Consider the following 23,372-nt stretch of genomic DNA (forward strand, 5'->3'; position numbering starts at 1 on the left):
CGGGATCGCGCAAACATCGGAGAGCGATCCCGGCTCTCCGCTGCGCTTCGGCCGGGATGACGGCTTCTTCCCGGATGTCGGCTCCACCCCCTTGAGTACCGGGCGCGTTCGGCCACACTGCGCCCGGTCCGTCACCGGGAGGAGCGCATGCGCCGCCGAATTCTCACCCTTGGTCTCCTTCTCGCGCTGACCGCGCCGGCCGCCGCCGATCCCGTGCCGCGCGAGCGGCTGGAGGCGGCGCTGGCCGCGCTCGACGACATGGCGCAGCAGGCGGTGGCGGACGGGCAGGTGCCCGGCCTCGCCATCGCCGTGGTGCAGGGCGACGCGCCGGTGTTCCTCAAGGGCTACGGCCTGCGCGCGCAGGGCAAGCAGGCGACGGTCGACGCCGACACCGTGTTCCAGCTCGCCTCCTTCTCCAAGCCGATCTCGGCAACGGTCGTCGCCGCGCTGGTGAGCGAAGGGCTGGTGGAATGGAACAGCAGCATCGCCACGCTCGACCCGTCCTTCCGGCTGCAAGGAGCCTATCCGACCCAGCAGCTCACCGTCCGCGACCTGTTCGCCCACCGCTCCGGCCTGCCGGGGGACGCGGGCAACGAGCTGGAGGCGTTCGGCTTTGACCGCGCGACGATCCTGCATCGGCTGGCGCTGGTGCCGCCGTCCTCCAGCTTCCGCGCCGGCTATTCCTACTCGAATTTCGGTCTCACCGAGGGCGCGGTAGCCGCCGCCAAGCCGACCGGCAAGGCCTGGGAGGACGTGGCGCAGGAGAAGCTCTACGGCCCGCTCGGCATGAGCTCGACCTCCTCGCGCCATTCCGATTTCCTCAAGCGCACCAACCGGGCGGAGCTGCATATCGGCGGGCCCGGCAAATGGGCGGCGAAGCTCCCGCGCGACCCGGACGCGCAGGCGCCGGCGGGCGGCGTGTCGTCGAATGTGCGCGATCTCGCGCAATGGCTGCGGCTGGAGATATCCGGCGGCACGTTCAACGGGAGCCCGATGATCAAGCCTACGGCGCTCGCCGCGACGCACGAACCCCTTATGGCGCGGGGCAACAACCCGGTCACCGGCGCCGCCTCCTTCTACGGCCTCGGCTGGAACGTCGAGTTCGGCCGGCACGGGCTGAGCTGGGGCCATGCCGGGGCGTTCAGCGTCGGCGCGCGCACGCTGGTGACGATCTATCCCGAGGCGAAGCTCGGCATCGTCGTGCTGGCCAACGCCTTCCCGACCGGCGTGCCGGAGGGGCTGGCGGACAGCTTCTTCGACGTCGCCTTCGACGGGAAGATCTCGAAGGACTGGCTGACCCCCTGGAACGCCGCTTATGCCGGCATGTTCGGTCCGGCGGTCGAGGCGGCGAAGAAGGAATACGCCGCGCCGGCGGGCGGGGCGATGCCGGCCGCGCCGCTCAAGGCCTATGCGGGGCGCTACGCCAACGCCTATGTCGGCGCCGCCGAGGTCGCGGCGGTGGGCGACAAGCTGGAGCTGCGGCTGGGGCCGCAGGGCAAGGCGCGCGTCCCGCTGATCCATTTCAACCGCGACGTCTTCCTCTACTACCCGACGCCCGAGCTGCCGGACCTGCCGGCCGGGGTCAGCTTCTCGCTCGGCCCGGACGGCACGGCGCGCGCGCTAACCCTCGAGGATCTCGACGGTTTAGGGCTGGGCACGCTGGCGCGGGAGTGATCCCGTCAGCGCGCGCGGGCGAGCATCCTGCCCTGCCGGCGCAGCCAGAATATCTGCGCGGTCAGGCCGATGACGAGGAGCGCGAGCAGGCTCGCCTGGGAGCCGACGAGCAGCGGGGCGTGCAGGTCCGTGACCAGCGGATGGCCGTCCGGCACGCGGCGCAGCACCTCCGTCACGGTCGGCAGCATGAGCAGGAACACGGTCAGGCTCAGGCACACCGTCTCGATGTAAGTCGTTGCGCGGCCTGGCAGTTTCAGCTCGCCGACGCCATAGCCGACCGCCAGCAGCAGCAGCGTGACGACGCCGATCACATAGCTCACCGGCGCGTGGGCGACGAGGAAGACGCTGGTGCCGCCGATCAGCATGGCGACGAGATAGACCATGCCGGCCGCCGACCACGGCACGATCCGGCCGTAGCGCAGGATCATGTAGGCGGCGGCGGGAATGGCCGGCAGGCTTCCGAGCGTGTGCACCCAGCCGAGCGGGGAGATGCCGAACATGAGGAGTTCCTTTCCGATTTCTACCTACTAATCGGTAGGTTGATAGGGCAAGCGAGGCTCGTTCCCGCGCGGTCAGCGGGAGATGACGAGCCGCGCCATCAAGGGCTGGACGATGAGGCCGAACATGCCGGCGTCGCCATAGGCGCGGGCCGAGAGCATGGCGCCGTGCACCGTGGCGAGGAAGGTCTCGGCCTCGGCCCGCGCCGTGCCGTCGAGCCGCAGGCTGCCCTGCCGGGCGCCGCGTTCCAGCACCGAGGCCAGCCAGGCCGAGAGCGAGCGGAAATGCGCGCGCACCTCCAGCGCCACCTCCGGCGGCAGCACCGGAATCTGCGTCGCCAGCAGCGCGCAGACGCAGAAGGGTGCGCTTTCATCGGCGATGCAGGCCTGCCAATAGCCGGTATAGGCATCGAGCTGCCCGACCGGATCGGGAACGTTGCGCTCCAGCGCGGCGATGCCCGTTTGCGCGTCCTCGCGGTAGCGGGCGACGAGGGTGCGCACGAGGTCCGCCTTGGCCGGGAAATGATGGTGGATGCTGGCCTTGCGGATGCCGACGACCGCGGCGATGTCGGCATAGCTGAAGCTGTCATAGCCGCCCGCGACGATCAGCGAGCGGGCGCAGGTGAGGATGTCGTCGGCCATGGTAGAGGAATGTGCCATGGCCTCAGATTGCCTACTAGTAGGTAGATTGTCAATGCATCGCGGCCTCCCTGTACGGGGGCGGCCGGTCTCAGTCGACCGCGATCATCACGTCGGAAGCCTTGATCACGGCATAGGCCTTGGCGCCTTCCTTCAGCCCCAGCTCCTCCACCGCCTCGTTGGTGACGGAGGAGGTGATGACCTGCCCGCCGGCGCTCTCCAGCCGCGCATGCGGGGTGGTGGCAGCTTTGGTGACATTTCCGATGCCACCGGTGACATCGCGGCTGCCACCGGTGGCATCGAGGCTGTCACCGGTGCGATGTCACCAGTGACAGGTTGGGCGGGCGTCAGGGAGACGTGGCCGCCGGGGCAAGCGGGCGGACCTCGACGCGGGCGACGTCGATCACGCTGCGCGCGCCGCGCCGGTCGCCGGGCATGACGAGGCGGGGGGAGCGGGCGGGTTCGATCGTATGGCCCTCTCGGGCCGTGGCGAGCAGCACCGGCGCATCGCCGAGCTCGGGCGCCAGCTCGCCGGCCGAGAGCACCAGCGTGTAGCCGTCGCCGGCGGTCACGATCACCAGGCTGCGCAGCAGCGCGGGATGGTCGGTCGGGTCAATCAGGCCGTTGCCGATGAGGATGTCCCAGAGCTTCGCGCCGGTGTAGCGCGCCTTCTCCTCGCCCTTGGAGGTGAGGAAGGCGACGTCGACGCTCTCCGAGGGGAGGGCGCGCAGGGCGTCGAGCGGAAGATTGACCTCCTTGCCGCCGCCCGCCAGCACCACCGGATCCCGCGCCGCCGCCGGGGCGACGAGGAGCGCGAGGAGGAGGGGGAGGGCGAGAAGGCGAAGGACCGGCATGGAGAACGTCTCCGGGAGGGGGACGGAAGATATGTTTGTAGGGATATAGGATGGATAGGGAGGGGGCAAGGCGGAGGGCGCTCTTAAGCCGCCTCTGGTGCTTCGGCCTGCCTATCTCGCATCATAGCCCCGCTGTACATACTGAGGCGTCGTCGCTGTCAGCGGAATTCATTGTTTCGACGTTGGATGCCCAGCCCCGTAAACTAAACCAGTTGTGTCGATGGTCGTCCCAGGGGAATTTTTTAGAAACTCATCATATTTTTCTTTGTATAAATTGTGACAAGCATACCAGCGATATAATCCAAAAATTAAGACAAAAATCGGAAAGTAATTCTCTATTGTTAGTTTGTCACACAAATTTGGCAGAATAGTTTTGTATAAGTATACAAAGAAGACCAATCCTGCAATTCCAAGAGCCAAAAATAACTGTAATTTTATATGGGTAATCATTTTTCCTGTTTTACGATGTTGCCCAAAGTAATAATGTATGTCTTTCAAGTCAGTCTGTTTTAGAAATTGACGTTCTATATTCGCAATAATTACTAAGTTTCTATTATACCAATAGGCAGAATCATATGCATTCTCAATAACCCATATTGCTATAAGCATTATAAGGGCAACTGCTATGTCAAGAGATATTATGTTTTTCTCAACAAGTGACCATGTTGCAAATGCTCCAACCAGAGTTGTTAAAGATTGCCATACGACAACAATGTGACGATTGATGTCGTTCATTAGCTGATTGTACATGGCAATGAGAAATTCTGAGCGTGGATCCATGTCATTCTTGCTATGTCTGGGAGATGTATTTTGTGTAACTTTCTATGCTTGATCTATACTCATTCCAGATTGCATTGATGTTGGAGACTGATGCTGTTAGGCAGGTCTGGTAGCCGCCAACAGGATGGGGTCGGAAACCGCTTCCATCAAAGTAGTCTCCGAATGCTGCGTCTAGCGTGAATCTATTCACATCTATGCTGACAACTGGCATCTGGTCAGCCAAGCGTCTTTGAATATCAGGTCTCCCGCCAAGGAGATGGACGGGCCTCCTGAAGGCGGACGGTGGGATGCGGGTGCCCCCATATCGGGTCGGGACACTGTAACCCAAAATAAACTCAGATGGTATGCCTGCCGTAAGGACATTCTGCAATAAAGGGTCTTTTGGTACAATAATTACGAATTTACAATGCTCCAGTAATAGATAGGCTTGATCGATAATTTTTGTAAGTTCTATTTTATCTTCTACGTCTTGGGCTACCGTCATAAACGGTTTTGTAAGTATCACTGCTTGTATATGCTTCTCAAAATTGTAATTCTTCCAATCTATATCAAGAAACCCAACGCGTTCAAAGTTACGAATATCCCTGAGGTTGGTATATCGTGCTCCGGCGTGCCATCCATGGGCAGACGCTATACGTAGAACAGTCGCGCTGTGGGCGACAAACTTCAAAACAGGTTCGCCAATGCCAAGCCGCATGTCGTGGTTCGAGTGTATGATCAGATTGTCGCGAATGTGAAATGATAGCGTTGCATATGCAATGTGGACAATGTCCTAATAAAGGTTCTAGGAAAAAAATCCTAATTATATACGTGACAAAGCAGGCCATGTGATGCAAGGTGATTCGCGACAGGCCGGCGCTGAGGAGGATGCGAGAGCGGCCTTTATCGAGGCTGCTCTCCCTCTGATTTTGGATTGGTATCGCGCGCTTCCGGTGCCGTCCGACCGTTTTGTCGTCGATCTTTACGACTGCCAGGCTTTGGCTTTGGATTTGTGGGATAAGGCTTTAGAGCAAACTGAGGAAACGCCTTCCCCCAAGTAGACAGGTCGTATTCGATGGGGGCAGTGTATAGCTCTGAGCAAAGGGCGCGGGCCTCTTCGACAAGCTTGTTAATGAGCTCGACGGAAATGGGGTGAACGGCGGACCCGCCGTCTTGTCTCGCAACGGCAAGTAACAGCTGCTCCTCTCCCTTCTCGGGGTCAAGCACCATGCCGCCCATCATGGGGTTGTGCAGGAACCGGGATCGGTCATCATTGATGGACTTTAGGCGCGGCGGCAGCTTGCTTAGGCGCTCACGCTCGCCGGTGCTTATCGGTATCTCAGGTAGCCGAAGAAGCGCAGCCAGTATTTCTGTGTTCCTCCTGAGTTGGTTCCCAGCAAGGAGGACGCGCCCCATATCTGTTGTGAGTGGGAGCAGCCGGGACAGCAGGAAGTGCAGCTGCGATTCCATGTAACAGCAGGCTTGGGAGAATCGCCCTATCGCAACCGCGATGGAGGCGTTCATGTCCGCAGGAGTGAGGACTGCCATGAGTGATGACCCGCAAAAAACCAGGATGGACGAGGTGCTCAAGCGGATGCTCAGCACCCCGCCAACGCCGCATAAAGGGCCGTTAACGGAGGCTGAGCAAAGGGACGACAGGTCTCCGGCGACGAAGCGCCGCTTGGGTACTGGACAAAGTCAGGACTGAGGCCCGTTCTGCGTCTGGACCAGCAGTTTCCAGAGGATGTCGCCCTTTGACGGCGAGTGCTGGCGATGGTTCTGAGGTGGAAGTGGGTTGCCCGCGTTACAGGCCACCTCATCCCGGCAGTTAGTGCAGATATAGATGCCGGAGAACGGCCCCACTGTGCCCGGCTTGTAGGTACGGTCAAACCTATCATCAACCATGTGGGTCAGCTCGTTGCCGTTCTGATACAGTGCCATGGGATGGCTCCATTTTAAGTCGAGCCGGGCTTGACCGTAGACCGAATCCGGATTCCTAATCCGGCTGTTCAAGTGCCTTGCCCCGCAGCCCGGCTCATGGGTTGCTCGGGAACTCGGGGGCGCTGGCTGCAACCGGCGCTCCCGAATCGTCAGTTCGAATTTCGAGACATTCTGTCGCGGACGTCAACTGTCCTCGCGGGCAATCCCCGTCTTGCGCAACTTTCGTTTGCGCCAGCGGGCGAAGCGCTTCGCCTTCTGCTTAAGCGTAAGCGGCTTCACCAATCCGCCGATAGGTCAAACGCTTGCCTTCGATGCCCTTAAGGGCGTCATCGCGGCGGGTGGTGTCGTCGATCCCGCGAGCGCTGCGGCGGTTGTAGCGGAAATCGAATTCGACGAGGTAGCGGTGCAGGTGCTTCTCGGCGCAGTGCTGGTAGACGCCGCGCATGCCGCGCTTGAAGACCGAGAAGTAGTTTTCGATGGTGTTGGTGTGGACGGTGCCGCGAGCGTACTCGCCAGCTGAATGACGCACCGTCTCGTGGCTCGCGAACTCGCGGCCGGTCACGGTGTAGAGACGGCTTTCGTCGGTGTAGAGCGCGGTATCGCGAGACACGTTGCGCACCAGCACGTCGCGGACGGTCTCGGCATTCGCCTTGGCAACGTGGAAGGTGCGGATGTTGCCGCCGCGCTCGACAAGGCCAACAACGGCGCGCTTGCCGGACGGGCCTGACTTGCCCTTCTTGGTGAAGGGCTTGCCGCTGGTGGTGACGGTCGGCTGCGTTTCGGTCTTGCCGAAGTAGGTTTCATCGGCCTCGACGATCTTGCCCTCGCCGCCCATGGGGCCAGAGGTGGACACGTCGTCCTTCATGGCCTCGCGGATGCGGTGAGCCATGAACCAAGCGGTCTTGTAGGTGACGCCGAGCATGCGGTGAAGCTGATGGGCAGACATGCCCTTCTTGCTCGCGCACATGAGGTGCGTCGCGAACAGCCACTTGTTGAGCGGGATCTTGGAGCGCTCGAACACGGTGCCGACGGTGACGGTGAACTGCTCGCGGCAGGCGTTGCACTGATAGACGCCGGGACGGTGAGCCTTGCCCTTAAGGCCGCGGATGGCGGCGGGGTCGGCGTTGCCACAGTGCGGGCAGATCGGGCCAAGCGGCCAACGCTGGGCTTCCAGATACTCGCGGGCCTTGTCCGCGTCGGTGAAGATGGGGTTGTCGAAGCCGCTAGCCATGGTCGTGATCCCTTGTTGATCCGATCATAGGCGCAGGCCGTGCTTTGTCAAGTATATAATTAGGAAAAAAATCCTAATTATATACTTGACATAGCGTGAGCGATTTTGGATAGTCGGGACAAGGAGTTGCCCCGATGAACCTCACCGATGCCATCTTCCACGACGACGACGCGGCCCGCGAACACCTCGAAAGCATCCGCTGGGCCGATGGCGTCTATTGCCCGCATTGCGGCAACGCCGACGCGGCGAGCATCCGCAAGCTGGCCGGCAAGTCGCATCGTCCGGGGCTGTTCCAGTGCAACGCCTGCCGGCAGCACTTCACCGTCACCGTTGGCTCGGTGATGGAGCGCTCCAAGATTCCTCTGTCAAAGTGGGTGCTCGGCTTCCACCTCATGGCGGCGTCCAAGAAGGGCATGTCTGCCCATCAGCTTCACCGCATGCTCGGCGTCACCTACAAGACCGCTTGGTTCATGGCGCACCGCATTCGCGAGGCCATGAAGGAAGACGTGACCGCTTCCGGCCCGCTCGGCGGCGAGGGCAAGATTGTCGAGGCCGATGAGACCTACATCGGCACGCGCGAGACCCCGCGCAAGCTGTCGCGTGGCCGCGTTCCCACCTACACCAAGGGCGGCAAGGCCGGCGGCGCCCAGAAGCGCATCGTTGTCGGGCTGGTGGAGCGTGGCGGCAAGGCCCGCATGTTCCACCTCAATGAGGCCACGAAGGAGACCGTGCGCGAGGTGCTGGTGCGCAACGTGTCAGCGGAAACGACGCTCCACACCGACGAGAGTCGCCTCTACACCACGACCGGCGGCGAGTTCGCCAAGCACTCCACGGTCAAGCATTCAACGAAGGAATATGCCCGTCGCGAGGGCGATATCGTGGTGCACTCCAACACCATTGAGAACGTCTTTGCCGTCTTCAAGCGCGGCATGATTGGCGTCTACCAGCACTGCGGCGAGGCTCACCTGCACCGCTACCTCGCGGAGTTCGATTTCCGCTACAACCGGCGCACCGCCCTCAAGGTCACCGACCGCGAGCGCACCGAAGACGCCATTCGCGGCGCGGCCGGCAAACGGCTCACCTATCAACAAACTGACAACGCCCATTACGCCTAAGCAGAAGGCGCGCAAGGCTAGGGTTTTGAAGAGGAGGGAGCCTTCCTAGGCTTCCTCTTCTCTGCACCCTTGACCTTAGTGGCATCGTGCGGCTTCGGAGGAGTAGTTAGGGCGCGCCGAAGGGCGGCGGTCGCCCGTTGCGCCACCTCTTCCGGCGTGTACTCTTCGTGTGGTTTTTTAGCTGCCATGTGAGCGATCCTGTGCCACCACGCAAACGGAACCCGCATCGACCGAAGCGGAATCCGATAATGTTGCCACGCCAAACATACTCCGATGATCGCTTCACCCCATACGCCGCAGCCATAGGGCGAGCGACGTTGGCGTGGAACGCCCTACATGAGGCCCTTGGCTTGGTTCTTTGGGCAATGACTGGCGAGGACGATGGCGTTGTAGCTCTGGCTATATGGAATAGCCTAAAAAGCGACAGAACAAAACGCGACATCCTAATTGCCGCTTCAGCGGCAATCTATGAATCAAAAAAATGGGACTTCGATAACGACGATAGCGCCCAAATAGACATTTCAAGACTAACAAAAGAAAACTTAGATATTCTATTTCTTTGCGACTCTTGCACACAAATTGAGGAGGATCGCAACAACGCAGTTCACTCACCTCTGCTATATAATTACGCGGATCAACGAGTCGACCCCTTCTCCCACCAAGGCAATACCCGCGCGCAAAAGCTGATAGGGTATGATTTGTTATCTAGCTTCGATCTGTTGCGAGAACGCGCAATTCTTCTTAGAGATTTCGCCCTTTCTGTCGAGAAATCGATGCGCGACGAGCGTCTTCCATGGCCGAATAGACCTGAACTGCCAGGTCTGAAGCCGACCAAACGAAGTCGGGATCGCCAATGCTAGATTTCAATTCTGAAACCCCCGCCTCAATCATGGCGTCGGTAATCTCTACGCCCTCCACGTCAGGACGATATTCCTCTTTGGTCGCACACATCTCGCGCCACCTCTCAACCACATCGAAAAAATAAGCGCGGCAGGCCATTGCGCCCGCCTCATGCCGCACTATCGCGCCAGCGCACGGGCTATGTCAAGTATATTATTGGGAAAAAAATCCTTGACAGCGTGACGCTGCTCGGGTAGCTTTTGGTCATGCTCCACCATTGCGTCCGAGGCCGCGGGCTTCCGGCGCGGGGCGATGAGGGTTTCCGGCCGGCCACCACGCCGGCCCCGCACATTCCACAGCCGGCCGCGCGGCCGGCTTTTTCACATCCGGGCCGGCTCGGCCGGCCTTTCCATCGGGCAGGGTTCGGCAGAGGCGGCATGGCGACGGGCAACCGAATGATTTCGCCGGCCGTCCTGCTGGAGGTGCGACGGCTCTACGAGGAGACCGACGTCTCGGTCGCGCGCATCGCCGTGCTGCTCGGCATCAACAGGCGGACCATCTATCGCCACGCGGAGAGGCAGGGATGGCAGCCGCGCCGGCTCGACGAGCGGTTCCGCCCGGGCGTGCCGCTGGCGGAGCCGCCGGCGCCGGCCCCCGAGGAGGGCATCCCGGCCGAGGCGCTGCCCCGCCGCGCGCTGATCGCCCGGCTGGTGCGGCGGATCGAGGCCGAGATCGCCGCCGTCGAGCGGCTGGTGGCGAAGGCCGGCCGCGAGCGCGAGACCGACGGCGTCGCCGAGACCGAGCGGGCGGCGCGCACGCTCGCCATCCTCGTGCGCTCGCTGCGCGAGCTGGCGGCGCTGGAGAAGGACGAGCCGGGCGGTGACGATGACGCAGCACGCGACGCCGACGCCTTCCGACGCGAGCTTGGCGAAACTCTTGAGCGCGTGCTGGCGGCAGGGGAGGCTCCCTGAGCTGCTCGCCACGCTGCCGCCGCCGACCGCGCAATGGCTGCGGCACCACTGGCCGCTGCTCGGCCGCGCGTCGCAGCATCCGCCCGACACGGCGCAGGGCGGCGGCGACTGGCTGACCTGGCTGGTGCTGGGCGGGCGCGGCGCCGGCAAGACACGCGCCGGCGCCGAATGGGTGCGCGCTCTCGCCTTCGGCCGGGCGGGGCCCCCCGCCGGGCGCATCGCGCTGGTGGCGGAGAGCCTCGGAGACCTGCGCGAGGTGATGGTCGAGGGCGTCTCGGGCCTGCTGGCCGTGCATCCGCGCGGCGAGCGGCCGACATGGGAGCCGACGCGAAAGCGGCTGGAATGGCCGAACGGCGCGGTGGCGCAGGGTTTTTCCGCCGACGACCCGGAGTCCTTGCGCGGGCCGCAATTCGACGCCGCCTGGTGCGACGAGCTGGCGAAATGGCGCTACGCGCAGGCGGCGTTCGACAATCTGCAATTCGGGCTGCGCCTCGGCGCCCGGCCGCGGCAGATGGTGACGACGACCCCGCGCCCGACAACGCTGCTGCGGGCGCTGCTGGCCGATCCGCGGACGGCGGTGACGCGGATGGGCACCGCGGAGAACGCGGCGCATCTGGCCCCACACTTTCTCGAGACCGTGGTCGGCCGCTATGCCGGCACGCGGCTCGGCCGGCAGGAACTCGACGGCGAACTGATCGAGGACCGGCCGGACGCATTGTGGAGCCGCGCGCTGATCGAGGCGGGGCGGGAGGCGGCGGCGCCGGAGATGGTCCGGCAAATGGAGCGCATCGTGGTGGCGGTCGACCCGCCGGCCTCCTCGCGCAAGCACGCCGATGCCTGCGGGCTGGTGGCGGCGGGGATCGACAGGGACGGCCTCGTGCATGTGCTGGCCGATGAGAGCGCGCAAGGCTTGACGCCGACCGGATGGGGCGGACGGGCGGTGGGGCTGTTCCACCGGCTTGAGGCGGACCGCGTGGTGGTCGAGGTCAACCAGGGCGGGGAGATGGTGAAGAGCATCCTCGCCGGCATCGATCCTTCCGTGCCGGTGAGGGAGGTGCGGGCGACGCGCGGAAAATGGCTGCGCGCCGAGCCGGTCGCCGCGCTCTACGAGCAGGGCAGGGTGCGCCATGCCGGCGCCTTCCCGGCGCTGGAGGACGAATTATGCGATTTCGGCTCCGACGGCCTGTCGAACGGGCGCTCGCCGGACCGGCTCGACGCGCTGGTCTGGGCGGTCACCGCTTTGGCGCTCGGCCCGAAGGAAGCCGCGCCAAGAGTGAGACAGGTGTGAATCAGGGCGTCGGCGGCTGGGCGATGGCCTGCAGGTAGTCGTCGGCGAAGTCGGTCTCGATCTCGATCCACAGCGGGGCGTGGTCGGACATCTGCCAGGTCCGCCACTTGGCGTAGCGCGCCTCCGGCGTGGTGGCGCGGAATGCTGCCTTCTTCTCCGGATCCTGCGCCGGGACATGCGACGCATAGAGCACCATGTCCTCGTCGCGGAACACGTCCTCGAACAAGGAGAGCATGCCGCCGCCCGCGACCTTGAAGCGCCTGTCTTTCACCCGGACGGCGATCTGGTCGTAGAAATACGCGCCCTTCTGGCGGACCTTGTCGCCGTCGATCTCGGCGGGGACCTTGAAGCCCTTCTCCTTCAGCGCCTTCATGGTCTCGTGCTCGGGGCTGACGACGTTGAAGTCGCCGAGCAGGATGTAGTTCTCCGGCGCGCCGAGCTGGTCGGAATCGGGCTTGGCGGCGTCCTGCCGCTTGGCGAAGAAGCCGACGAGCTTGCGGATCTCGTCGATGCGCCGCTGCAGCTGGTCGCCGCTGTCGTCGCCGTAATAGATGTGCACCGTGCACAGGCTGAAGCGGAACCAGCCGGACTGGAACGCGACCATGAACGGGCTGCGGGCGAATTGCTGGCGCGTCTCGACGATGGTCGGGGCGATGTCGGGCTGGTCCTTCGGCTTCACCTTCTTGCGGGCGACGACGAGCTGTCCATCGGGCAGCACGATCTCGCCGGCGACCTTGCGGAACCAGACCTTCTCGGTGTTGTAGACGAAGGCCATGCGCTCGCCATTTCCCGAGGCGCCCTCGGTGACGTCGGTGGCGATGTAGTCCCATTCGCGCCCGAGGATGCGCATCAGCCGCCGGAACGGCTCGAGGTCCTCGTTGACCTCCTGGATCGCCACCAGGTCGAAGGCGGAGATGAGCTCGGCGAGGTAGTAGAAGGTCTCCGGCAGTCGGGGACCCCAGCCGAACTTGTTGGAATCGAAGTCGCGAATGTTCCAGGTCGCGAGCAGCAGCGAACCGTCGCTCTTGCGCCGCCGGATCGGCTCCAGCCGCTGGCGGATGGCGAGGAGGCGGGCGGCGCAGCGCTCGGCCGCGCCGGGCTCGCGCTGAAGGTCACGCTTCAGACTGGCGTAGTTGTTCGACACGGCATGCCCCCGCCCGGTCGTTCCGCCCGATCGGTGGAAGACTACCAGAAGTAGTCCTTCCTGTCTGTGACAGCCTGCCGGCTTTTGCCGGTGCCCCTTTCGATCCCGCGCCGCTTCAGGATGGGTCCATGGCTCGCCTCAATCTTCCTTTCGCCTTCCGCCGCAGGCCGACGGCGCCGCCGGAGGCCAAGGCCTCGCGCACGCAGGCGCTCATCGCGCTGATCGGCGGGCACCGGCCGCAATGGACGCCGCGCGACTATGGCGCGCTGGCCCGCGAGGGCTACCAGCGCAACGCCGTCGCCCATCGCTGCGTGCGGCTCATTGCGCAGGCGGTCGGCGAGGTGCGCTTCACCCTTTCCGAGGGCGGGCGCGAGATCGCCGCCCATCCGCTCACCGACCTCCTGGCGCAGCCCAATCCGCGCCTCTCCGGCACCGGGCTGATGGAGGCGCTGGCGGCGCATCTGATGCTCGCCGGCAATGCCTATGTCGAGGCGGTCGCGCTCGGCGGCGATGTGCGCGAGCTGCACATATTGCGCCCCGACCGCATGCGCGTCGTGCCCGGCGCGGACGGGTGGGCGGAAGCTTACGAATACACGGCGGGCGGGCGCTCGGTGCGCTTCGTCCAGGACGGCTCGCCGCCTCCCATCCTGCATGTCGCGCTGTTCAACCCGCTCGACGACCATTACGGCGCCCCTCCGCTGGAGGCGGCGCAGGTGGCGCTCGACCTGCACAACGCCGCTGGCGCCTGGAACAAGGCGCTGCTGGACAATTCCGCCCGGCCCTCCGGCGCCCTCGTCTATGGCGGCGCCGGCAACCTCTCGGACGAGCAGTTCGACCGGCTGAAGGAGGAGCTGGAGCAGAACTTCTCCGGCTCCGCCAATGCCGGGCGGCCGCTGCTGCTGGAAGGCGGGCTCGACTGGCGGCCGCTGTCGCTGTCGCCGAAGGACATGGATTTCCTCGAGGCGCGCAATGCCGCGGCGCGCGAGATCGCGCTCGCCTTCGGCGTGCCGCCCATGCTGCTCGGCATTCCGGGCGACGCCACCTACGCCAATTACAGCGAGGCGAGCCGGGTGCTCTGGCGCCAGACCGTGCTGCCGCTGGCGCGCCGGCTGGGCCAGGAGCTGACCGGCTGGCTCGCGCCCGCCTTCGGCACGGCGCGGCTCGCTTTGGAGCCCGACCTCGACGCGGTCGAGGCGCTGAGCTTCGAGCGCGAGGCGCTGTGGCGCCGGGTGAACGAGGCGAATTTCCTCACCGAGGACGAAAAACGCCAGGCCGTCGGCTACGGGCTGCGCGGCTGAGAACGAGAAGGTCCGGCTGCGGGGCCGGGCACCAACAGGGGGAGCGCGGAGGGAGACACGCCCATGCAGGTCCTCATCGATGCTTTCGCCAAGCGCGGCGACCTCGCTCATCTGGCGCTGCTGATGTGGGCGCTCGGCGCCTCTGCACTGGCGGCGCTCGCCCTGCGCGAGCTCGGCCGGGCGGTGCGCCGCTTCGACGACTTCGTGCGCGAGATCGCGCGCTTCAACGCCTTGTTCGGAGACGAGCAATGACATCGACGCCACGCATCCGGGCCTTCCTGCCCGGGCGCCCGCGCCTGCCGGCGGCCAGCCATGCCGGCAATGCGCCACAGGTGTTCCGTGAGTTCGGCCGCACGCTCGGGCGTCTCGAGCGCGCCGCCGCCACCCGCCGCTCGCGTGACGGGGAGGGGGCATGACCATGCCCGCCGGTTTCGCTCCGGCACCCATCCAGACCAAGGCGCATCCCGGCGCGCTGGCCACGATCGAGCCGGACGGCAGCTTCGAAGGCTATGCCGCCCTGTTCGGCCGGGTCGATCTCGGCCGCGACCTGATCCTGCCCGGCGCCTTCGCCCGCTCGCTCGCCGAGCGCGGCACAAGCGGCGTGCGCATGCTGTTCCAGCACGATCCGGCCGAGCCGATCGGCACCTGGCTGTCGCTCCGCGAGGACGCGGTGGGCCTGCATGTCCGCGGCCGGCTGACGCTCGACGTCGCCCGCTCCCGCGAGGTGCTGGCGCTGATGCGCGCCGGCGCCATAGACGGGCTCTCCATCGGCTTCCGCACGGTGGAGGGCCGCACCGACCCGCGTTCGCGCGTGCGCCGGCTCTCGCGCATCGATCTGTGGGAGGTGTCGATCGTCACCTTCCCGATGCAGCCGGACGCCCGCATCGCCGGCGTGAAGCGCGCCGCCTCGCTCGCCGGCATCATCCGCCGCGGCGCCAGGCGCCTGCGGGCGCTGCCGGGGCTGAGGCCGCTGGCGGTGTGACGTCCTCAAGCGCGTCCTCATCCTGAGGTGCTGGCCAAAGGCCAGCCTCGAAGGATGCTCGTCCGGGTGCGCTCTACCGACATCCTTCGAGGCTCGCTGCGCTCGCACCTCAGGATGAGGTTCGTCGGGTGCAGGGCCATTCCCAAACCATTGCCGGTCAAGACGTGAATCCCCGCCAAGCTCGGGGATGACGGCGCTCTTTCGTCATATCGAACATGGACATGAGCAACATGGATCCCAGCACACCCGCACCCGAATCCAAATCCGCGGTCGAGACCAAGCATCTGCCGGGGCCGGAGGTGACGGCGGCCTTCGAGGAGTTCATGACCGCCTTCGAGGCGTTCAAGGACGCCAACGACCAGCGCCTCGGCGAGCTGGAGCGGCGCGGCATCGATGCGGTGACCACCGACAAGGTCGAGCGCATCAATGCCGCGCTCGACACGCAGAAGGCGCTGATCGACGAGCTGGTGCTGAAGGCCCGGCGCCCGGCGCTCGGCGGTGCCGGCGACCTCGTGAGCGACCTCGCGGCCCGCGAGCACAAGGCGGCGTTCGACTCCTATGTCCGCACCGGCGAGGCGGCCGGGCTGAAGCGGCTGGAGGCCAAGGCGCTCTCCGCCGGCGTCGGCACTGACGGCGGCTATGTCGTGCCGAACGAGACCGAGCGCGAGATCGGCAAGCGCCTGACGGCGCTCTCGCCGATCCGCGCCATCGCCGATGTGCGCACCATCTCGTCCGGCACCTACAAGAAGCCGTTCATGACCTCCGGCCCGGCCGTCGGCTGGGTGGCGGAGACCGGGGCGCGGGCGCAGACCGCCAGCCCGGTGCTGGACGAACTCGCCTTCCCGGCGATGGAGCTCTACGCCATGCCGGCGGCGACGCAGACCCTGCTCGACGACGCGGCGGTGAATATCGACGAATGGCTCGCCATCGAGGTGGAGGCGGCCTTCGCGGCGCAGGAGGGCTCGGCTTTCGTGTCCGGCGACGGCTCGGGCAAGCCGAAGGGCTTCCTCGCCTATGACACGGTGGCGGAGAGCGCCTGGGTGTGGGGCAAGCTCGGCTTCGTTTCGACCGGCGCCGCCGGCGATTTCCCCGCCGCCAGCCCGGCCGACCCGCTGGTCGACCTCGTCTATGCGCTGAAAGCCGGCTACCGGCAGAACGGCTCTTTCGTGATGAGCCGGCGCACGCAAGGGGCGGTGCGCAAGCTGAAGGACGAGAACGGCCAGTATCTCTGGGCGCCGCCCACCGCGCCGGGGACCCCGCCGAGCCTGCTCGGCTTCCCGGTCCATGAGGCGGAGGAGATGCCGGAGATCGGGGCGGGCAGCCTCTCGGTCGCCTTCGGCGATTTCCGCCGCGGCTATCTGGTAGTGGACCGGGCGGGGGTGCGCGTGCTGCGCGATCCCTATTCCGCCAAGCCCTATGTGCTGTTCTACACGACCAAGCGCGTCGGCGGCGGCGTGCAGGACTTCGACGCCATCAAGCTGCTGAAGTTCGCGGAGTAGCGGTCAGGGCTGCGGCGCAAAAGAAAAGAGGCGCCTCCGCGAGGAGGCGCCCCGTTTCCGACGGTCAGTCGGGGAGATCAGCGGCTCGAGCGGGCGTCCTGCTCGACCGAGGCCTTGATGTAGCCGTCGGTGCTGGCCGGCAGCGCCACCGCGGCGTTGCGGCCTTCGACGATCTGCGCCGGAGCCTGACGGCCATAGAGGCTGGGATCGCGACCGCCATCCGCCTGGGCGGCGACGGAACCGAAGGTGGCCAGGGCGACGGCGGCGAGGATGATCTTGTTCATGATGGTCTCTCCTGAGAAGTGAGGGCGGGTCGTTGTGGCCGCGCCGTTTTCATGAACAGAACTTAATGTGGGCGAATCCGCATTGCTATTTGTGTTATGGCGCTGTCATATTTGCGCCAGTGCAATAACATTTGCGTGCGTGCATATAAACGCCCTCTTGCAGGGCGCGCGCGATCCGTGCGCGCGCGATAGAATTCCGGTCAGCGGCCGATATTGCGCAGCGTCGCGTCGATCCAGGCGCGCTGGGGGCCGACCAGCGTCGCCCCGGTGACGCCGCCGCAGCCGCGCGCGCCGCCGGCGGCGGTCGACCAGCCGATGATGCCGGCGACCACGTCGTCGAGATAGATCGGACCGCCGCTGTCGCCGGTGCAGCCGCCCTTGGCGGCGCCGTCCGACAGGCGGACCATGATGCCGCCGGTGGTGCCGATGCTGGGCAGCTCGACGCTGCGCAGCGTACCGGCCGACTTGCCGTCGCCGTCCTTCGTCACGCCGAAGCCGACCACGGTGAAGGCGGTGCGGCGAGCCGGCAGCGCCACTTCCGAGGAGAGCTGCGCCGGGCGGAAGCCTGCCGGCAGGGCTTCGGAGAGGCGCACCACGGCGAGATCCGGGGTCGGGCGGCGGGTCTCGAAGGAATTCGGATCGAAGGAGGGGTGCAGGGCAATGCGGTTGATCGGGATCAGCCGCGGGCCGGACGCCTCGAACACCACCATCGCGTAATCCGCCTGCGGCTGCACGCAATGCGCCGCGGTGAGCAGCGCGTTCGGCGCCAGCACCACGCCGGTGCAGGAGGCGCCGCGCGTCGAGACGATCATTGCCGTCTCGCCCTTCAGCGCCGCATCCGCCGGCCGCCCGCCGACGATGGCATGCGCGGGGGCCGTAAGGGCGAGGGCGACGAGGGCGGAGAAGACGAGGCGGCGCATTCGGGACGTTCCGGCGGAGGGAGCCGCTTTGTGGCGGCGCCCGGACGCGGCGTCAATCGGGGCCGGCCTTTTCGGACATTCAGCGACAACAGAGAGGCACCATGCCCGCGATCCTTCTCGCCGGGCCTGCGGCCGAGCCGATCACGCTCGCCGAGGCCAAGATCTATCTGCGCGTCGACCACGATTCCGAGGACGCGCTGATCGCCTCGCTGATCACCGCGGCGCGGGCGACGGTGGAGGCGCTGACGCGGCGCGTGCTGATCGACCAGGGCTGGCGCATCGTGCGCGACGCCTGGCCGGCCTCCGGCCTCGTCGCCGCGCCGGTGAACCCGCTGCGGGAGATCACCGCCGCCCATGTGGTGGACGCCGCCGGCGAGGAGATCGAGCTCGCGCTCGATGCCTTCGCGCTCGACACGGCGCGGCTGCCGGGGGTGATCCGGGTCGCCCGTGGCGCGCTGCCGGCGCCCGGCCGCCCGCTCGCCGGCATCGCCATCGACGTGATCGCCGGGCACGGGGCGAGCGCCGACCATGTGCCCTCGCCGCTGATCGAGGCGGTGCGGGTGGTGCTGGCGCATTTCTACGAGCACCGCGACGTGCCGGGGCCGGGGGCGGCCTTTCCCGCCCGGCTCGACGCGCTGGTCGCCCCGTTCCGGGTGGCGCGGCTATGAGCGGTATCGGTTCCATGCGGCACCGGCTGGTGCATGAGACGCCGGTGGAGACGCCGGACGGCCTGGACGGGGTGACGCGCAGCTTCATCGCCGTCGATGCGCTGTGGGGCGGGGTGGAGACCACCGCCGCCCCTGCCGAGATCGCCGACCGGCCGGGCGCGGTGCTCAGCCACAAGGTGACGGTGCGCGCGCCCGCCACGGTGCAGGCCGGCGACCGGCTGCGGCTGGGCGCGCGACGCTTCCTCGTCGAGGCGGTGAGCGACCCGGAAGGGCGCGGCCGGCGCCTCGTCTGCGATTGCCGGGAGGAGACGCCGTGAGGTTCCCCACCCGGCTGAGAGGGCTGGCGGCGCTGCGCCGCCGGCTGATGCGACCGATCGACAGGAGACAGCGATGAGCGCGGCCGTGGAGCTACGCCGGGCGGTGCATGCGGCGCTCATCGCCGACGCCGCGCTGATCGCGGCGCTGGGCGGCGCACGCATCCATGACGTACCGCCGGCCTCGCCGGACTTTCCCTATGTGACGCTCGGCGAGGCGCAGGTGAGCGACTGGTCGACCGCCACCGAGCGCGGCGAGGAGCACCGGCTCACGCTGGCCGCCTGGTCGCGGCAGGGCGGGCATGCCGAGGCGCACGCCATCGCCCATCTGATCCAGCAGGCGCTGCACGACGCGCCGCTGGAACTTGCCGGCCATGCGCTGGTCAATCTGCGCTTCAGCGAGGCGCAGATCAGGCGCGAGCCGGGCGGGCGGACCTACCGCGCGCTGCTGCGCTTCCGCGCCGTGACGGAATCGAATTGAAGATTTCCGCAGCCGTGAAGAAACGCCGGCAAAGGATTCCAGCGACTCGGGAATCCCAGTTGAATCTGATTCTGAAGATGAAGCCGGTTGGGCGGGCTTCTTCAATCCGCTTGTGAAGGCCGTGAGCCGGCTTTCCATCCCGATGCGTACTTAATCTAGCTCATGAAGGTTAACCGTCCCTGAATTCCTGCGGGCGGTGCCGAACACCTGGAAGGGAGCCGGCCGATGGCGGCGCAGAAGGGCAAGGACCTGTTGCTGAAGATCCATGACGGCGCCGCCCATGCGACGGTCGCCGGGCTGCGCTCGCGGCAGATCGCCTTCAACACCGAGCCGGTGGACGTGACCCACGCCGAGAGCGCCGGGCGCTGGCGCGAGCTGCTCGCCGGCAGCGGCGTGAAGCGCGCCTCGGTTTCCGGCTCCGGCGTGTTCAAGGACGCGGCCTCCGACGCGCTGATCCGCCAGAGCTTCTTCGACGGGACGATCCGCGAAGCGCAGATCCTGGTGCCGGATTTCGGCACCATCGCCGGGCCGTTCCAGATCACGGCGCTGGAGATCGCCGCCGAGCACGACCGCGAGGTGACCTTCGATATCGCGCTGGAGAGTGCGGGCGAGGTGACTTTCGCCGCGCTGTGAGAGGGCACTCGTGGTCCTTGCCCCCTGATGGACGTCATCCTGAGGCGCCCGGCGCACGCCGGGCCTCGAAGGATGCTCATCCGGCGTGCGCTTAACCGACCATCCTTCGAGGCTCGCTGCGCGAGCACCTCAGGATGACGGCGTTCCATTTCTCACATGTCTTCGAGGAGCCCTCCCATGGCCAACCGGCATCGCGGCGAGGTTGCCGCCGAGCTTGACGGGCGCCCGCGCCGACTCGTGCTGACGCTGGGCGCGCTGGCCGAGCTGGAGGACGCGCTCGGCGCCGAGGATCTGGTGGCGCTGGCGGAGCGCTTTTCGCGCGGGCGGCTGGCGGCGCGGGACGCGATCCGCATCCTTGCCGCCGGGCTGCGCGGGGCCGGCGAGAGCGTTACCGACGAGGAGGTCGCGCGCATGACCGCGCCCGGCGGTGCGGCCGGTTTCGCGCGGATCGTCGGCGAGCTGATCGCCGCCACTTTCGGCGCAGCGGACGGTGCCGCGCCGGCAAACCCTCCCCCGCCGCAGGGGGCGTGAGCCCGGCCGCGCCGCGCGCCTTTCCCTGGGCCGAGGCGATGGCGTTCGGGCTCGGCCATCTGCGGCTGTCTTCCGATGATTTCTGGCGGCTCACCCCGCGCGAACTCGCCGCCGCCATCGGCGCGGTGGCCGGCCCGGTCCCCGCGCGGCTCGACCGTGCCGGACTCGCCGCGCTGATGGCGCGGTTCCCGGACTGAAACAGCGAGGCTCCCATGCCCGACGACATTGATGACGGCCTGATCGTCGAGATCGACGCCGACACCAGCGCCTTCCGCCGCGAGATCGGCGAGGCCGAGCGGCTGGCGCGCGGCTTCGGGCGCGCGGTGGGCGATGCGCTCACCGGCGCGGCGCTGAAGGGCCGCGAGGCCGACGACGTGCTGCGCTCGCTGGCGATGCGGCTGTCCTCGCTGGCGCTCGACGTCGCCTTCCGGCCGCTGGAGCAGGGCGTCGCCGGCCTGCTGCAGGGCGCGCTCGGCGGGCTTGGTGGCTCCCTTGGCGGCGCGCTGGGCTTCGCGAAGGGCGGGGCGTTCACGAATGGCCGCGTCATCCCCTTCGCGCAAGGCGGCGTCGTCGCGGCGCCGACCTATTTCCCGCTCGGCAACGGCCAGACCGGCCTGATGGGCGAGCGCGGGGCCGAGGCGATCCTGCCGCTGCGGCGCGGGCCGGACGGACGGCTCGGCGTCGCCGCCGGTGGGGGCGGTCGTGCGGTGAACGTGACGGTGAACGTGGCGACGCCCGATCCGGGCGCCTTCCGCCGCTCCGACGCGTATCTGTCCGGCCTCGTCGCCCGCGCCGTCGCGCGCGGGGAAAGGAGCCTTTGATGCCCGCCTTCCACGAGACGCTGTTCCCGCTCGACATCGCGCTCGGCGCGGCGGGCGGGCCGGAGCGGGCGACGGAGATCGTCACCACGCTGACCGGCCGGGAGGAGCGCAACACGCGGCTCGCCCATTCGCGACGGCGCTGGGATGCGGGCTATGGCGTGAAGTCGCTCACGCAGCTCTCCAGCGTCGTCGCCTTCTTCGAGGAGCGGCGCGGGCGGCTCTACGGCTTCCGCTGGCGCGACCGGCTGGACCATTCCTCCGCCGCACCGGGCGCGCCGGTGACGCCCTTCGACCAGGCGCTCGGCACCGGCACCGGCGCACGCACCCGGTTTGATCTCGCCAAGACCTATGGCGGCACGCATGCGCCCTATGTGCGGCCCATCGCCAAGCCGGTGGCCGGCTCGGTGCGGGTGGCGGTGAACGGGGCGGAGCGCACGCTAAGCACGCATTTCACCCTCGACCCGACCACCGGCACCGTCAGCTTCCTCGCCAGCCATGTGCCGGCCTCGGGCGCGAGCGTCACCGCCGGCTTCCTGTTCGACGTGCCGGCGCGCTTCGACACCGATTTCCTCGAAGTGAACCTCACCGCCTTCGAGGCGGGCGAGATCCCGCGCATCCCGATCCTGGAGATACGCCCATGAGGGCGATACCCGCGAGCCTCGCCGCCTCGCTGGCGGGCGGGGTGACGACGCTGGCGCGCTGCTGGCGGCTCACCCGCCGGGACGGCGTCGTCATCGGCCTGACCGAGCATGACGAGGACCTCACCGTCGACGGCACCTTCTTCCGTGCCGCCAGCGGCGTGGCGGGGAGCGAGGATGCCTCTTCGCTCGGCTTCGCGGTGGGCGGGGGCGAGATGTCGGCGGCGCTGTCCTCCGAGCTGATCGAAGAGGCCGATCTCGATGCCGGCCGCTATGACGGCGCGGCCATCGAGCTGATCCTGGCGGACTGGTCGGCGCCGGAGCATTTCCTGCTGCTGCGCCGTGCCACGCTGGGCGAGGTGCGGCGCGAGGGCGGCAGCTTCACCGCCGAGCTGCGCGGGCTCGCCAGCATGCTCAACGTGGTGCGCGGGCGGCTGTTCACCGCCGGCTGCGACGCCGATCTCGGCGACGCCCGCTGCAAGATGGCGCTGGCCTCGCCCGCCTATACCGGCGCCGGCACGGTGGCGGCGGTGGAGGGGCCGGGGCTGCTCGTGGCCGCCGGGCTCGGCGCCTATGCGGCGGGCTGGTTCACGCAGAGACGTCTCGTGTTCACTTCTGGCGCCAATGACGGCTTCGCCACCGAGGTGAAGTCGCACAATGTCGCCGGCGGCGTGCGGCTGGAGCTGTGGCAGCGTCCGCCCGAGCCGATGGCGGCGGGGGACGGCTTCACCGTCACCGCCGGCTGCGACAAAAGCTTCGAGACCTGCCGCGACCGCTTTGCCAACACGTTGAATTTCCGAGGCTTCCCGCACATGCCGGGCAATGACGCGGTGCTGCGCATCGCCGTGCCGGGAGGCCAGTGATGGGTGCGGAACTGCGCGCGCGCATCGTCGCCGAGGCGCGGGGCTGGATCGGCACGCCGTACCTCCACCGCGCCTCGCTCAAGGGCGAGGGCGCCGACTGCCTCGGGCTGGTGCGGGGTATCTGGCGGGCGGTGCTCGGCACCGAGCCGCAGGCCTTGCCGCCCTATGCGCCCGACTGGGCCGAGGCGACCCATGAAGAGCAGATGGCGGAGGCCGCGCGCCGGCACATGCGCGAAGTGCCGCTCAGCAAGATCGAACCGGGCGACGTGCTGCTGTTCCGCTGGCGCGAGGGTTTCCCGGCCAAGCACGCGGCGGTGCTGGTGACGCGGGACCGGATGGTCCATGCCCATGACGGCGCCGTGGCCGAGGTGTTCCTGGCGCCCTGGTGGCGCCGGCGGCTGGCCTACGCCTTCGCCTTTCCGGGTGCGTGAGTTCGCCGTCATCCCGGACGGCCAAAGGCCGATCCGGGATCGCGCAAACATTGGAG

At 66.9% G+C, this 23,372-nt stretch carries 32 protein-coding genes; 20 read left to right on the forward strand and 12 right to left on the reverse strand.

Going from position 1 to position 23,372, the window contains the following annotated elements; all coding sequences use genetic code 11:
• The first annotated feature begins 147 nt into the window (after positions 1–147).
• On the forward strand, positions 148–1,674 hold the full coding sequence (locus SNOV_RS03475) for a serine hydrolase (protein WP_013165526.1): 1,527 nt from the start codon (positions 148–150) through the stop codon (positions 1,672–1,674).
• A gap of 5 nt (positions 1,675–1,679) precedes the next feature.
• Here the strand turns inward: SNOV_RS03475 and SNOV_RS03480 are convergent, their stop codons facing one another.
• The 9 genes from SNOV_RS03480 to SNOV_RS03510 form a co-directional block, all read right to left on the reverse strand.
• The gene (locus SNOV_RS03480) at positions 1,680–2,174 is read right to left on the reverse strand and encodes a hypothetical protein (protein WP_013165527.1); all 495 of its coding nucleotides are present in this window, start codon (positions 2,172–2,174) and stop codon (positions 1,680–1,682) included.
• 72 nt (positions 2,175–2,246) lie between these two features.
• Positions 2,247–2,831 carry a TetR/AcrR family transcriptional regulator gene (locus SNOV_RS03485; RefSeq protein ID WP_013165528.1) on the reverse strand — a complete coding sequence of 195 codons (585 nt, stop codon included), beginning with the start codon at positions 2,829–2,831 and terminating at the stop codon, positions 2,247–2,249.
• A gap of 70 nt (positions 2,832–2,901) precedes the next feature.
• On the reverse strand, positions 2,902–3,075 hold the full coding sequence (locus SNOV_RS03490; RefSeq protein ID WP_049785692.1) for a TOBE domain-containing protein: 174 nt from the start codon (positions 3,073–3,075) through the stop codon (positions 2,902–2,904).
• A gap of 82 nt (positions 3,076–3,157) precedes the next feature.
• On the reverse strand, positions 3,158–3,664 hold the full coding sequence (locus tag SNOV_RS03495) for a hypothetical protein (protein ID WP_013165529.1): 507 nt from the start codon (positions 3,662–3,664) through the stop codon (positions 3,158–3,160).
• A gap of 168 nt (positions 3,665–3,832) precedes the next feature.
• The gene (locus tag SNOV_RS23310; protein WP_144295934.1) at positions 3,833–4,399 is read right to left on the reverse strand and encodes a hypothetical protein; all 567 of its coding nucleotides are present in this window, start codon (positions 4,397–4,399) and stop codon (positions 3,833–3,835) included.
• 55 nt (positions 4,400–4,454) lie between these two features.
• Complete coding sequence (locus tag SNOV_RS23315; protein ID WP_013165530.1) at positions 4,455–5,141, reverse strand: DUF6610 family protein; 687 nt, start codon at positions 5,139–5,141, stop codon at positions 4,455–4,457.
• A gap of 185 nt (positions 5,142–5,326) precedes the next feature.
• On the reverse strand, positions 5,327–5,971 hold the full coding sequence (locus tag SNOV_RS23320; RefSeq protein WP_144295935.1) for a hypothetical protein: 645 nt from the start codon (positions 5,969–5,971) through the stop codon (positions 5,327–5,329).
• A 150-nt stretch (positions 5,972–6,121) separates the two neighbouring features.
• Positions 6,122–6,364 (reverse strand): hypothetical protein, encoded by a 243-nt coding sequence (locus SNOV_RS03505; RefSeq protein WP_013165531.1) that lies wholly within the window; start codon positions 6,362–6,364, stop codon positions 6,122–6,124.
• 259 nt (positions 6,365–6,623) lie between these two features.
• Positions 6,624–7,595: an IS1595 family transposase gene (locus SNOV_RS03510; protein ID WP_013165532.1), complete on the reverse strand. Its 972-nt coding sequence runs from the start codon at positions 7,593–7,595 to the stop codon at positions 6,624–6,626.
• 134 nt (positions 7,596–7,729) lie between these two features.
• Here SNOV_RS03510 and SNOV_RS03515 point away from each other — a divergent pair, with 134 nt between their 5' ends.
• The 4 genes from SNOV_RS03515 to SNOV_RS03525 all read left to right on the forward strand — a co-directional run bounded on the left by SNOV_RS03515 (position 7,730) and on the right by SNOV_RS03525 (position 11,809).
• Positions 7,730–8,710 (forward strand): IS1595 family transposase, encoded by a 981-nt coding sequence (locus SNOV_RS03515; RefSeq protein ID WP_013165533.1) that lies wholly within the window; start codon positions 7,730–7,732, stop codon positions 8,708–8,710.
• A 248-nt stretch (positions 8,711–8,958) separates the two neighbouring features.
• A complete protein-coding gene (locus tag SNOV_RS23325) occupies positions 8,959–9,570 on the forward strand; it encodes a hypothetical protein (RefSeq protein WP_144295936.1) in 612 nt (203 codons plus the stop codon).
• Between the two features lie 435 nt (positions 9,571–10,005).
• Positions 10,006–10,521, forward strand: a complete 516-nt coding sequence (locus SNOV_RS03520) for a hypothetical protein (protein WP_244412849.1) — start codon at positions 10,006–10,008, stop codon at positions 10,519–10,521.
• The gene (locus tag SNOV_RS03525; protein ID WP_041781954.1) at positions 10,487–11,809 is read left to right on the forward strand and encodes a DNA-packaging protein; all 1,323 of its coding nucleotides are present in this window, start codon (positions 10,487–10,489) and stop codon (positions 11,807–11,809) included. The genes SNOV_RS03520 and SNOV_RS03525 overlap by 35 nt, the downstream gene beginning before the upstream one ends.
• A 1-nt stretch (position 11,810) precedes the next feature.
• Here the strand turns inward: SNOV_RS03525 and SNOV_RS03530 are convergent, their stop codons facing one another.
• Positions 11,811–12,953, reverse strand: coding sequence for an endonuclease/exonuclease/phosphatase family protein (locus SNOV_RS03530; protein ID WP_013165536.1), 1,143 nt, complete (start codon positions 12,951–12,953; stop codon positions 11,811–11,813).
• A gap of 128 nt (positions 12,954–13,081) precedes the next feature.
• On the opposite strand from SNOV_RS03530, the gene SNOV_RS03535 reads away from it, so the two are divergent.
• From SNOV_RS03535 to SNOV_RS03550, 5 genes are all read left to right on the forward strand, one after another.
• Complete coding sequence (locus tag SNOV_RS03535; RefSeq protein WP_013165537.1) at positions 13,082–14,251, forward strand: phage portal protein; 1,170 nt, start codon at positions 13,082–13,084, stop codon at positions 14,249–14,251.
• Between the two features lie 63 nt (positions 14,252–14,314).
• A complete protein-coding gene (locus SNOV_RS03540) occupies positions 14,315–14,503 on the forward strand; it encodes a hypothetical protein (protein WP_013165538.1) in 189 nt (62 codons plus the stop codon).
• On the forward strand, positions 14,500–14,667 hold the full coding sequence (locus tag SNOV_RS23715) for a hypothetical protein (RefSeq protein WP_013165539.1): 168 nt from the start codon (positions 14,500–14,502) through the stop codon (positions 14,665–14,667). The genes SNOV_RS03540 and SNOV_RS23715 overlap by 4 nt, the downstream gene beginning before the upstream one ends.
• 2 nt (positions 14,668–14,669) lie before the next feature.
• Complete coding sequence (locus SNOV_RS03545; protein ID WP_013165540.1) at positions 14,670–15,233, forward strand: HK97 family phage prohead protease; 564 nt, start codon at positions 14,670–14,672, stop codon at positions 15,231–15,233.
• A gap of 230 nt (positions 15,234–15,463) precedes the next feature.
• Positions 15,464–16,732: a phage major capsid protein gene (locus SNOV_RS03550; protein WP_013165541.1), complete on the forward strand. Its 1,269-nt coding sequence runs from the start codon at positions 15,464–15,466 to the stop codon at positions 16,730–16,732.
• A 77-nt stretch (positions 16,733–16,809) separates the two neighbouring features.
• Here SNOV_RS03550 and SNOV_RS03555 read toward each other — a convergent pair whose 3' ends face one another.
• Together SNOV_RS03555 and SNOV_RS03560 are read right to left on the reverse strand one after the other, a co-directional pair.
• Positions 16,810–17,016 (reverse strand): hypothetical protein, encoded by a 207-nt coding sequence (locus tag SNOV_RS03555; protein ID WP_013165542.1) that lies wholly within the window; start codon positions 17,014–17,016, stop codon positions 16,810–16,812.
• A gap of 200 nt (positions 17,017–17,216) precedes the next feature.
• On the reverse strand, positions 17,217–17,936 hold the full coding sequence (locus SNOV_RS03560; RefSeq protein WP_013165543.1) for a S1 family peptidase: 720 nt from the start codon (positions 17,934–17,936) through the stop codon (positions 17,217–17,219).
• Between the two features lie 101 nt (positions 17,937–18,037).
• On the opposite strand from SNOV_RS03560, the gene SNOV_RS03565 reads away from it, so the two are divergent.
• From SNOV_RS03565 to SNOV_RS03610, 10 genes are all read left to right on the forward strand, one after another.
• Positions 18,038–18,604 (forward strand): head-tail connector protein, encoded by a 567-nt coding sequence (locus SNOV_RS03565; protein ID WP_013165544.1) that lies wholly within the window; start codon positions 18,038–18,040, stop codon positions 18,602–18,604.
• Positions 18,601–18,921 (forward strand): head-tail adaptor protein, encoded by a 321-nt coding sequence (locus SNOV_RS03570; protein WP_013165545.1) that lies wholly within the window; start codon positions 18,601–18,603, stop codon positions 18,919–18,921. Before SNOV_RS03565 ends, SNOV_RS03570 begins: the two co-directional genes overlap by 4 nt.
• Before the next feature lie 73 nt (positions 18,922–18,994).
• A complete protein-coding gene (locus SNOV_RS03575) occupies positions 18,995–19,399 on the forward strand; it encodes a DUF3168 domain-containing protein (protein ID WP_013165546.1) in 405 nt (134 codons plus the stop codon).
• 225 nt (positions 19,400–19,624) lie between these two features.
• On the forward strand, positions 19,625–20,032 hold the full coding sequence (locus SNOV_RS03580) for a phage major tail protein, TP901-1 family (RefSeq protein WP_013165547.1): 408 nt from the start codon (positions 19,625–19,627) through the stop codon (positions 20,030–20,032).
• Between the two features lie 177 nt (positions 20,033–20,209).
• Positions 20,210–20,563 (forward strand): gene transfer agent family protein, encoded by a 354-nt coding sequence (locus SNOV_RS03585; RefSeq protein ID WP_013165548.1) that lies wholly within the window; start codon positions 20,210–20,212, stop codon positions 20,561–20,563.
• Positions 20,560–20,760: a rcc01693 family protein gene (locus SNOV_RS03590; RefSeq protein WP_013165549.1), complete on the forward strand. Its 201-nt coding sequence runs from the start codon at positions 20,560–20,562 to the stop codon at positions 20,758–20,760. The genes SNOV_RS03585 and SNOV_RS03590 overlap by 4 nt, the downstream gene beginning before the upstream one ends.
• 15 nt (positions 20,761–20,775) lie before the next feature.
• Positions 20,776–21,384 (forward strand): phage tail tape measure protein, encoded by a 609-nt coding sequence (locus tag SNOV_RS03595; RefSeq protein WP_013165550.1) that lies wholly within the window; start codon positions 20,776–20,778, stop codon positions 21,382–21,384.
• Positions 21,384–22,025, forward strand: coding sequence for a DUF2460 domain-containing protein (locus SNOV_RS03600; RefSeq protein ID WP_013165551.1), 642 nt, complete (start codon positions 21,384–21,386; stop codon positions 22,023–22,025). The genes SNOV_RS03595 and SNOV_RS03600 overlap by 1 nt, the downstream gene beginning before the upstream one ends.
• Positions 22,022–22,885, forward strand: a complete 864-nt coding sequence (locus tag SNOV_RS03605) for a DUF2163 domain-containing protein (RefSeq protein WP_013165552.1) — start codon at positions 22,022–22,024, stop codon at positions 22,883–22,885. Before SNOV_RS03600 ends, SNOV_RS03605 begins: the two co-directional genes overlap by 4 nt.
• Positions 22,885–23,316 carry an NlpC/P60 family protein gene (locus tag SNOV_RS03610; RefSeq protein ID WP_013165553.1) on the forward strand — a complete coding sequence of 144 codons (432 nt, stop codon included), beginning with the start codon at positions 22,885–22,887 and terminating at the stop codon, positions 23,314–23,316. Before SNOV_RS03605 ends, SNOV_RS03610 begins: the two co-directional genes overlap by 1 nt.
• Positions 23,317–23,372: the final 56 nt, after the last annotated feature.

Origin of the sequence: Ancylobacter novellus DSM 506, from assembly GCF_000092925.1 — a bacterium.
Classification (GTDB): Bacteria; Pseudomonadota; Alphaproteobacteria; order Rhizobiales; family Xanthobacteraceae; genus Ancylobacter; species Ancylobacter novellus.